The 9670-nt window shown below is 74.5% G+C and carries 7 protein-coding genes; 4 read left to right on the top strand and 3 right to left on the bottom strand.

Features of this window, described 5'->3' with window-relative positions; all coding sequences use genetic code 11:
* Nucleotides 1-143: 143 nt before the first annotated feature.
* Nucleotides 144-338, bottom strand: coding sequence for a DUF1508 domain-containing protein (locus ACFU9E_RS18140; protein WP_355365617.1), 195 nt, complete (start codon nt 336-338; stop codon nt 144-146).
* A gap of 160 nt (nt 339-498) precedes the next feature.
* On the opposite strand from ACFU9E_RS18140, the gene ACFU9E_RS18135 reads away from it, so the two are divergent.
* Complete coding sequence (locus tag ACFU9E_RS18135) at nt 499-915, top strand: HIT family protein (RefSeq protein WP_380684330.1); 417 nt, start codon at nt 499-501, stop codon at nt 913-915.
* An 18-nt stretch (nt 916-933) separates the two neighbouring features.
* On the opposite strand, the gene ACFU9E_RS18130 is transcribed toward ACFU9E_RS18135, so the two are convergent.
* Nucleotides 934-2490: an alkaline phosphatase family protein gene (locus tag ACFU9E_RS18130; protein WP_380684331.1), complete on the bottom strand. Its 1557-nt coding sequence runs from the start codon at nt 2488-2490 to the stop codon at nt 934-936.
* Between the two features lie 183 nt (nt 2491-2673).
* Nucleotides 2674-3447: a GntR family transcriptional regulator gene (locus ACFU9E_RS18125; protein ID WP_380684332.1), complete on the bottom strand. Its 774-nt coding sequence runs from the start codon at nt 3445-3447 to the stop codon at nt 2674-2676.
* Between the two features lie 278 nt (nt 3448-3725).
* Here ACFU9E_RS18125 and ACFU9E_RS18120 point away from each other — a divergent pair, with 278 nt between their 5' ends.
* The 3 genes from ACFU9E_RS18120 to ACFU9E_RS18110 all read left to right on the top strand — a co-directional run bounded on the left by ACFU9E_RS18120 (nt 3726) and on the right by ACFU9E_RS18110 (nt 9670).
* A complete protein-coding gene (locus tag ACFU9E_RS18120) occupies nt 3726-4667 on the top strand; it encodes a glycoside hydrolase family 19 protein (RefSeq protein WP_380684333.1) in 942 nt (313 codons plus the stop codon).
* A gap of 125 nt (nt 4668-4792) precedes the next feature.
* A complete protein-coding gene (locus ACFU9E_RS18115) occupies nt 4793-5875 on the top strand; it encodes a serine hydrolase domain-containing protein (RefSeq protein WP_380684334.1) in 1083 nt (360 codons plus the stop codon).
* Between the two features lie 105 nt (nt 5876-5980).
* The gene (locus tag ACFU9E_RS18110; RefSeq protein WP_380684335.1) at nt 5981-9670 is read left to right on the top strand and encodes a SpoIIE family protein phosphatase; all 3690 of its coding nucleotides are present in this window, start codon (nt 5981-5983) and stop codon (nt 9668-9670) included.

The following is a 9670-nucleotide window of genomic DNA, read 5'->3' as shown; positions in this document are numbered from 1 at the left end:
ACGGGGGGGCCCCGGCGCTGACAATCGTGGCTTTCGCGCGAAACGAGCGGGCGGCCGTGCTATCCCGATCCGTGTCGGGGGCGCGGGGGGGGGGGGGGTGGGGGCGCCCGGACCCGGGGCGCCCGCTCCCCGTGCCCCGGCCCTCAGGCCGCGGCCTTGGACTTCACGTCCACCACGCTCGCGCCGTCCGCCGCCCGCTGGACGGCCTCGACGCCCTTGTGGGCGGCATCCTTGCTCGCGTAACCCTGGCCGGTCGCGACGATCTCGCCGTTGCCCGCCTTGAGCCGGAACCGGTACTTGCCTCCGGCGTCCTCGTACACCTCGAACTTGCCCGCCATCCGGGCCACCTCCTCGTCGACGGGACGCGCCGCGCGCCCCACCTGCACGGTGCCCCCCGGCGGCCGGGGCCCGCACCCGCTCGGGGTCCGCTCGGGTGACCTCCCGGCGCCCTCGCGCCGAGCGGATGCCGGGGCCCCGGGCGGCCGGTTGAATGGACGGATGGACTGCGTCTTCTGTGCGGTGGTGGCGGGCACCGAGCCCGCGCACCGGGTGCTGGACGACGAGGCCGCGGTGGCCTTCCTGGACCGCCGGCCGCTCTTCCCCGGCCATGTGCTGGTGGTGCCGCGCGCCCACCACCGGACCCTGGCGGACCTGCCGGCGGCGCAGGTGGGCCCGTTCTTCCTGCGGGTGCAGCGGGTGGCGGCGGCGGTGGAGCAGGGACTGGGCGCGGCGGGCAGCTTCGTCGCGGCGAACAACCGGATCAGCCAGTCGGTGCCGCACCTGCATGTGCACGTGGTGCCGCGCAACCCGAAGGACGGGCTGCGCGGCTTCTTCTGGCCGCGCCGGGCGTACCCGGACGAGGCGGGCGCGGCGCTGGTCGCCGGGCGGCTGCGGGCCGCGCTCGCCCCGTCCTAGCGCGGGCTCCGGCGCGGGTCAGCCGACCCGGACGTTGTCCAGCACCCAGTACCAGTTGTTGCTGCCGGTGTACCGGAAGCGCAGCCGCAGCCGGCTCGCGCCCGCCGGGACGGCCAGGTCGAGCCGCTGGCGGCCGTTGGTGTCGCCGGTGAAGCTCTTCACCTCGACCGGCGTGCCGCCGTCCCAGACGGCGAGCACCCGGGCGGTCTGCGCGCCCTCGGGCCGGTAGAAGGTGGTGAAGGCGACCGGGACGGTGGGGCGCCCGGCCACCGGGTACTCCGGGCTGACCAGGGTGGTGTCGTAGTTGCCCTTGAAGGTCCGGTCGGCCCACTCGTCGGAGTCCGCGACGGCGAAGACGTTGCGGGAGCGGACGTTCAGCTCGCGGTTCTGGTCGCGCTCGGCCTTCGTCCAGAACTCGTCGGTGGTGAACGACCAGCCGCGCCACTCGGTGACGCCGCCGGTGCCCATCGCGGAGTTGTCGATCGACCAGCCGGCCGGCGGGGTGTGGGTGAAGCCGAGCACGCCGGCCGCGATGCCGCTCTCGTCGACCCGGCCGGTCAGCTGCGGGCGCAGCGCGTCGAACTCATCGGGCACGAGGTCCGGGATCGGGGTGCCGTCGAGGTTCCAGGCCGGGTCGGCGGTGATGCCGAGGTGGGCCAGGGCGGTGGGCGCGATGTCCACCATGCGCACGTCGTGGCGGACCGACCCGGCCGGGAACGCCGAGCCGTTGGCGATCACGAAGGTCTGCCGCTCCTCCCAGGTGGAGCCGCCGTGGCCGCCGGTCGGGGTGTGGCCGTGGTCGGCGGTGACCATGATCAGCCAGTCCTCCTGGGCGTACGTGGCACGGCCGCGCACGGCGGCGACGATCTGGCCGACCTGGGCGTCCACGCCGCGGATCGCGGTCAGGTAGGCCTGACTGGCGGAGCCGCTGCTGTGGCCGGCGTTGTCGACGTTGTCGAGGTGGACGAAGACCACGTCGGGGTTCTCGTCGCGCAGCCTGGCGACCGCCCGGGAGGTGGTGCCGGTGTCGTACTCGGCGGACGGGGTGGCGATCCGGGTGTCGACCTTGCCGGAGCAGATGGTGTTGGCGATCGGCGCCCAGGAGGCGACCACGTAGGTGGAGAGCGCGGGCGCGGCGGTCTCGACCCGGGTCAGGAAGTCCGGGTAGGCCGCGAGGTTGGGCGCGGTGAAGTTGTTGTCCTTGACGTTGTGCTTGTCCGGCCAGACGCCGGTGGCGATGGTCGACCAGCCGGGGCCGGAGAGGGTGCCGGCCATCGGGTTGGCGTAGAGGCTGCTCGCCGCGGTGAGGCCGCCGGCCATCAGGGCGGTCAGGCTGGGGGCGCCGGCGTCCTTGATCCGGTTGAGCATGGTGCCGTCGAGGCCGATCAGCAGGACCTTCGGGGTCCGGCCGTCGGCCGCCGCGGTGGTGGCGGTGGCCGCGCGGGCGGTGGCGGCGGTGGCGGCGAGCGGGCCGGCGGCGAGCGCGGCGGCGGTGCCGAGGAGCAGGCCGCGGCGGGAGAGGCCGGGGGCGGCGGGGGTCTGCGGGGTCACGTCGTCCTCCTGATACTGCGTCATGGCGCCGAAGGGGGCGGTGACTACGGTCGGAGCGACGGATGGACGGGGGTGGCCCGGTTTCCGACCCGGGTGTGAACAACGCCCGAATTCGGTCCAGACCCGTTACCCATTCGAGATAAAGAGCGAGATCAAGAGCCCGGCGCGACAGGCGCCGGGCGGGCGGCCGGCCCGTTTCGAGACGGGTCAGTCCGCTTCGAGACGGGTGGTGAAGCTGAAGCGGTCGCCCCGGTAGAGCGAGCGCACCCGCTCCACCGGCCGGTCCTCGGCGTCCCGGGTCAGCCGGTGCAGCAGCAGCATCGGCAGCGCCGGCGGGGTGCCGATCAACAGGGCCTCGCGCGGGGTGGCCAGCACGGTCTCGATCCGCTCGTCGGCGGCGCCGAAGCCGATGCCCGCCCGCTCGGCGAGGTAGGCGTACAGCGAGGAGGCGGGGTCGAACTCCACGTCCAGCGCCGGGACCCGACCGACCGCCAGATAGGTGCTCTCCAGGCCCACCCGCTCGCCGTCCGCGAGCAGGACGCGCTCCAGGTGCCAGACCGGCTCGCCCGGGGCGATCCGCAACTGGCCGGCCAGCTGGGGGTCCGCGCCGAGCCGCTCCAGCCCGATCAGCGTCCGGCCGGGGACCCGGCCCTGGCGGCGCACACCCTCGGTGTAACTGGCCAGCGAGAGCGGCTGCTCCAGCTTGGGGCCGGCCACCACCGTGCTGCGCCCGCGCCGCCGGATCCGGCCCTGGATCAGCAGGTCGCGCAGTGCCTGCCGGAGCGTTTCGCGGGCCACCTCGAAGCGGGCCGCGAGCTCGCGCTCGGTCGGCAGCACGCCGTCCTCGCCGAGTTCGTCGATCAGGGCCTCCAACTGGCCCTTGACGGCGTAGTACTTGGGCACCCTGCCGTGCTCCGGGATGCCCGAGCGGATCGGCGCGCCCGGGCCGGACCGGGCAGCGGGGTCGGAGGTCTCGTCCACCCCGCCATCCTTCCAGATGGAGAGACCTGGCCATGACAGCACCACCGCGGCGGGCCCGGTCACGTTCGTTCACACCTCCCCCACCGCACGCGTTCTGCCCGAAACCCCTTGACAGGTCTAGACCATTCCGCTTGAGTCTGGGTCAGCCCCGCACCGGCCCGCACCCCGGTCGGCCCGTCCCCCACGACGTGCCCCCACCCCGCGGGGCCCCGGCTCCCCTGCCCCGACGTCCCTACCTCCACGACCGTGCGGCCCCACACCGCACAAGGGGTGATCAAGTGTCCACGAAACGCCTGCTCGCACTGCTCTCCGCCGTCGCCACGGCGCTGGCGGTGATCCTGCTGCTGCCCGCGGCCAACGCCAGCGCCGCCGTCTGCGGCACGCCCTGGAACTCCTCGGCCGTCTACACCGGCGGCGCCGCCGTCTCCTACAACGGCCACAACTGGCTCGCCAAGTGGTGGACCCAGAACGAGCCGCCGAGCACCGGCGGCTCCGGCGTCTGGTCCGACCAGGGCGTCTGCGGCACCGGCCCGACGACGACCCCGACCCCGACCGTCACGCCGACCGTCACGCCGACCTCCACCGGCAACCCCAACCCCGGCGGATTCCCGGTCAGCCAGGCCCAGTTCGACCAGATGTTCCCGAACCGGAACCCCTTCTACACCTACCAGGGCCTGATCGACGCCCTCGCCGCCTACCCCGCCTTCGCGGCCACCGGCACCGACACCGTCCGCAAGCAGGAGGCCGCGGCCTTCCTCGCGAACGTCAACCACGAGACCGGCGCGCTGGTGTACGTGGTCGAGCAGAACACCGCCAACTACCCGCACTACTGCGACCCCGCGCAGTCGTACGGCTGCCCGGCCGGCCAGGCCGCGTACTACGGGCGCGGGCCGATCCAGCTGAGCTGGAACTACAACTACAAGGCCGCCGGCGACGCCCTGGGCATCGACCTGCTGCGCAACCCCAACCTGGTGCAGACCGACCCGGCCGTCGCCTGGAAGACCGCGCTCTGGTACTGGAACACCCAGAACGGGCCGGGCACCATGACCCCGCACAACGCGATCGTCAACGGCTACGGCTTCGGTGAGACCATCCGCAGCATCAACGGCTCGCTGGAGTGCAACGGCGGCAACCCCGCCCAGGTGCAGAGCCGGATCAACGCCTACCAGCGCTTCACCCAGCTGATCGGCACCGTGCCGGGCAACAACCTGAGCTGCTGAGCCAGGGCGCGCCCCGGCCGGGACCCCGCTCGTCCTCCCGTACCTCCGGGGGACGAGCGGGGTCCCGCCGAGAATCGTCGCCCCGGTGGACGACGCGGCCCGGCGCCGACCCTAGGCTCGGGGCCATGAACGATCTCGGCAGCCTCGTCCAGCAGACCGCCGACCGCCTCGCCGGCCAGCAGGTCGGCGCGGTGGTCGCCGGCCTCGCCCGCGGCACGGTGGAGATCCGCGGCGCCGGACGCACCGGCCCCGGACCCGCCGGCGGGCGGCCCGGTCCGGACACGCTGTTCGAGATCGGCTCGATCACCAAGGTGTTCACCTCGCTCGTGCTCGCCCGGCTGACCCTGGCGGGCACCGTCGCGCTGGACGAGCCGCTCGCGGACCTGTTCGCCGACGCGCTCCCGGCCGGTGCCGCCTTCCCCGGCAAGGGCCCCGAGCCGATCACCCTGCGCCACCTGGCGACCCACAGCTCCGGCCTGCCCCGGCTGCCCGCCGGGATGCTGCTGTCCTCCCTGCTCACCCCCAACAAGCCCGACCCCTACGCGCACTGCACCCCCGAGTGGCTGCTCGGCAGCCTCGGCCGGACCAAGGCGCGGACCGCGCCCGGCCGCGGCTTCCGCTACTCCAACCTCGGCGCCGGACTGCTCGGCCTCGCCCTCGCGCACCGGGCCGGCGTCGGCTACGGGGAGCTGGTCCGGCGGGAGGTCTGCGAGCCGCTCGGGCTCACCGACACCGTGCTCGCGCCCGACCCGGCGCAGACGGCCCGGCTCGCCCCCGGCCACACGGCGGGCGGGCGCCCGGTGCCGGGCTGGGACCTCGCAGGCCTCGCGGGGGCGGGCGCGCTCAAGTCCACCGCCGCCGACCTGGCCGTCTTCCTGCGGGCCCAGCTGGCGGCCGGCGTCGGGGGCACCGACGGCCGCGACGGCACCGACGGCGACTCGCCGCTCGCCCCGGCGATCGCGCTGACCCGCGAGGTGCGGCACCGGGTCAACCCCTTCGCCTGGACGCACCTCGGCTGGCTGGGCCACCGCCTGCACGCCCGGCAGGGCGGCCACCTGCAGATCTGGCACAACGGCGGCACCGGCGGCTACCGCTCCTTCACGGCCTTCGACCCGGAACGGCAGGTCGGGGTGATCGTGCTGGCCAACACCCGCCGCTCGGTCGACGCCCCCGGCGTCCAGCTGCTGCGCGCCCTGCAGACCGCCTAGGGGGGCCGGCCCGCCCGTGCGCCGAGCGGGGGTGACGGGGCCCGTGGGAAGATGGCAGGGCTGGTGGCGACGATCTCCGGGCGGTTCCGGCCATGGTGACCGAGCATGGTGAACAGACGGCATGAGCGGCGCGAGGCCGCCGGGCCCGGACGTCCCGACGGCCCGGAGGCCCTGCTGATGGTGCCGATCGCCACCGCCCTGATCGAGGCCGACGGCCGGATCCTGCACTGGAGCGGCGACGCCGAGGCCCTGCTCGGCTACTCCGCCGAGGAGGCGGTCGGCGCGCGGGCCGCGCAGCTGCTGGTCACCGACGAGCGGCGCCCGGAGGTGCTGGAGCTGTTCCAGGAGATCCTGGACGGCCGCCGCTGGTCCGGCGTCTTCCCGGTGCGCCACCGCGACGGGCACGACGTCAACCTGGAGTTCCGCACCCATCCGATCGCCGGGCCGGGCGGCCGCCCGCTGGTGCTGGCGGTGGCCTCGGACGTGACCACGCTGCGCCGGATCCAGTCCGACCTGGCCGTGCTGGACGGCTTCTTCACCCAGGCCCCGGTCGGCATGAGCGTGTACGACACCGACCTCGCCTTCGTCCGGCTCAACGAGGCGCTGGCGAGGATCAACGGGCTGTCGGTGGAGCAGCACCTCGGCCGCCGGCTGACCGAGCTGCTGCCCGGCATCAACGGCGCGGAGAGCGAGGACGTGATGCGCCGGGTGCTGGAGACCGGCGAACCGGTGGTGGACGCCCGCTCGTACGGCCGCACCCCGGGCGACCCGATGCACGACCACGCCTGGTCGGCCTCCTACTTCCGGCTGGAGGACAAGGGCGGACACGTGCTCGGGGTGAGCTCGACCGTCGTCGACGTCACCGAGCGCTTCCAGGCCGAGACCAGGGCCGCCCGGGCGCAGCGGCGGCTCACCCTGCTGGTCGAGGCCACCGCCTCGATCGGCACCACCCTGGACCTGCGGCAGACCGCCCGGGAGCTGGCCGACGCGATGGTGCCGGAGGTGGCCGACATCAGCGGCGTCTTCGCCCTGGAGGCGCTGGCCGCCGGCCGGGACGTCGAGCCGCTGGAGCCCACCGCCCCGCTGCAGGTGCGCCGGCTGGCGCTGGCCACCGCCGACCCGCTCTACCCGGCGGAGGCGCTGCCGGTGGACGCGGTCTACGAGGTGGCGCCGGACTCCCCGTACGCTCGGGCGCTGGTCTCCGGGCGGACGGTGGTGGTGCCGTCCTGGGAGTTGCCGCCGCTGAGCGAGGCGATCACCGAGAGCGGCCGGCAGGCCTTCCTCGGCGACCGGCCGCGCTCGGTGCGGATCACCCCGCTGGTGGCGCGCGGCACCACGCTCGGCATGATCGTCTTCTCCCGGCGCGGCGCGCGGGAGTCCTTCGCCGAGGCCGACATCACGCTCGGTGACGAGCTGGCCTCCCGGGCCGCGGTGGCCATCGACAACGCCCGGCTGTACCTGCGCCAGCACCAGACGGTGCTGGACCGGCAGCAGGCACTGCGCGAGGCGAAGGCCGCGCAGGAGCGCCTGGCGGTCGTGAACACGGCCTCCGCCCGGATCGGCACCACGCTCGACCTCGCCCAGACCGCCCAGGAGCTGGCCGAGGTGGCGACGCCCAGGCTGGCCGACACGGTGGTCGTCGAGGTGCTGGACGACCTGGTGCGCGGCGAGCCCGAGGCCCGGACGTCCAAGGACGGTTCTGCGCTGCTGCGGCGGATGGCCTTCCACGCGGCGCCGCACTCGACCCTGCGCCCGATCGACCGGACCGGCGGGGTGCACCGCTTCGTCGCCTCCACCCCCTACGCCTGGGCGCTCACCCACCGCGCCCCGGTGCTGGTGCCGCGGATGGACGAGGCCGGGCTGGCCTGGTTCCGGGACGACCCGGTGCGCGCGGCGGCGGTGCACGAGCAGAACGTCCGCTCGTTGATGGTGGTGCCGCTGATCGCGCGCGGCTCGCCGGTCGGCCTGGCCGCCTTCTACCGGACCGTGGTGGACCGCCCCTACGAGGAGGACGACCTGACACTGGCCGGGGAGCTGGCGGTACGGGCGGCCGTGTCGATCGACAACGCGCTGCTCTTCACCCGGGAGCGGGACGCGGCCGCCGCCCGGCAGCGGGCGCTGGACGAGGCGCGGGCCGCGCAGCAGCGGCTGTCGCTGCTCAACGAGGCGTCGGGAAGGATCGGCACCACCCTCGACCTGTACCGCACCGCCCGGGAGCTGGTCGACGTGGTGATCCCGCGCTTCGCCGACTTCGTCACCGTCGACCTGCGCGAGGCGGTGCTCGACGGCGAGGACCCGGCGCCCGTGCCGGCCGACGGCTCCGTGCTGATGCGGGCGGTGGCGGTCGGCGAGCTGGACGAGCACGGTGCCATGGCGGACGCGGCCGACGCGATCGGGGAGACCTCGCAGTCGGCGCAGATGTACGCGCAGAGCCTGCGCACCGGCCGGTCGATCCTGGTCCCGGAGGTGGACGAGGCGGCGCTGCGCCGGATCGTGGCCTCGCCGGACCGGGTGCAGCCGAGCCTGGAGGCCGGGGTGCACTCGTACCTGATGGTGCCGCTGCTGGCGCGCGGACTGGTGCTCGGCGGCGCGGAGTTCGTCCGCAGCCGCAATCCGCTGCCGTTCGGCCCGGCGGACCGCGCGCTGGCCGAGGAGCTGGTCGCCCGCACCGCGCTGGCCATCGACAACGGCCGGCTCTACCGCCGGGAGCGGGAGACCGCGCTCACCCTGCAGCGCAGCCTGCTGCCGCAGGAGATCCACCGCACGCTGGGGCTCGACCTCGCCTACCGGTACCTGCCGAGCAGTGTGGTCAGCGAGGTCGGCGGCGACTGGTTCGACGTGGTGCCGCTCTCCGCCGGCCGGGTCGCGCTGGTGGTCGGCGACGTGATGGGCCACGGCATCCGGGCCGCCGCGACGATGGGCCAACTGCGCACCGTGGCACGGACCCTGATCACCCTGGAGATCGCCCCCGACCGGGTCCTGCAGCGCTTGGACGAGGCCACCACCGCACTCGGTGAGGGCCAGTTCGCCACCTGCATCTGCGTGGTGTACGACCCCGTCGGCCGGCACTGCACCGCCGCCTGCGCGGGCCACCTGCCGCCGGTGGTGTCCGACACCGAGGGCAACGCCCACCTGGTCGAGCTGCCGCCCGGCGCGCCGCTCGGGGTCGGCGGAGTCCCCTTCGAGAGCGTCGAGTTCACCCTCCCCGAGGAGGGCATCCTGACCGTCTACACCGACGGCCTGGTCGAACGGCGCGGCCGTGACCTCGACGAGGGGCTGCAACTGCTCTGCCGCACCGTCGCCGACCGCCGCCCCACGCTGGAGCAGACCTGCGACGCGGTGCTCACCGAACTCACCGGCCGCACCAGCGAGGACGACATCGCCGTCATCATGGCGCAGGCCCGGCCCGCCGGTTCGGACCGGATCGCCACCCTGGCACTCGGCGGCGACCACGCGATGGTCGCCCACTCGCGCCGCTTCACCCGGGAGACGCTCACCGCCTGGGGGCTGTCCCCGCTCGCCGACTGCGCCGAACTGCTCACCAGCGAACTGATCACCAACGCCCTGGTGCACGCCGGATCGCCCACCCAGCTGCGGCTGTTCTGCAACCGCATGCTCACCGTGGAGGTGGCCGACCGGGACATCACCACCCCGCGGATCGGGCGCGCCCACGAGGAGGACGAGGGCGGGCGCGGCATCCACCTGGTGAACGAGCTCGCCCACCGCTGGGGCAGCCGGCGCACCCCGGAGGGGAAGGTGGTCTGGTTCGAGCTGGAGCTGCCGCCGGGGCGGTAG

The organism is Kitasatospora sp. NPDC057595 (genome assembly GCF_042800875.1).
In the GTDB taxonomy this organism is placed as follows: domain Bacteria; phylum Actinomycetota; class Actinomycetes; order Streptomycetales; family Streptomycetaceae; genus Kitasatospora.
This window is presented reverse-complemented; position numbering and strand designations above follow the sequence as displayed.

Excerpts from the sequence above, each read along its gene's own strand:
- ACFU9E_RS18115 (WP_380684334.1), top strand. The coding sequence starts at position 4,793 with ATGAACGATCTCGGCAGCCTCGTCCAGCAGACCGCCGACCGCCTCGCC.
- ACFU9E_RS18135 (WP_380684330.1), top strand. The coding sequence starts at position 499 with ATGGACTGCGTCTTCTGTGCGGTGGTGGCGGGCACCGAGCCCGCGCAC.
- ACFU9E_RS18130 (WP_380684331.1), bottom strand. The coding sequence starts at position 2,490 with ATGACGCAGTATCAGGAGGACGACGTGACCCCGCAGACCCCCGCCGCC.
- ACFU9E_RS18110 (WP_380684335.1), top strand. The coding sequence starts at position 5,981 with ATGGTGAACAGACGGCATGAGCGGCGCGAGGCCGCCGGGCCCGGACGT.
- ACFU9E_RS18140 (WP_355365617.1), bottom strand. The coding sequence starts at position 338 with ATGGCGGGCAAGTTCGAGGTGTACGAGGACGCCGGAGGCAAGTACCGG.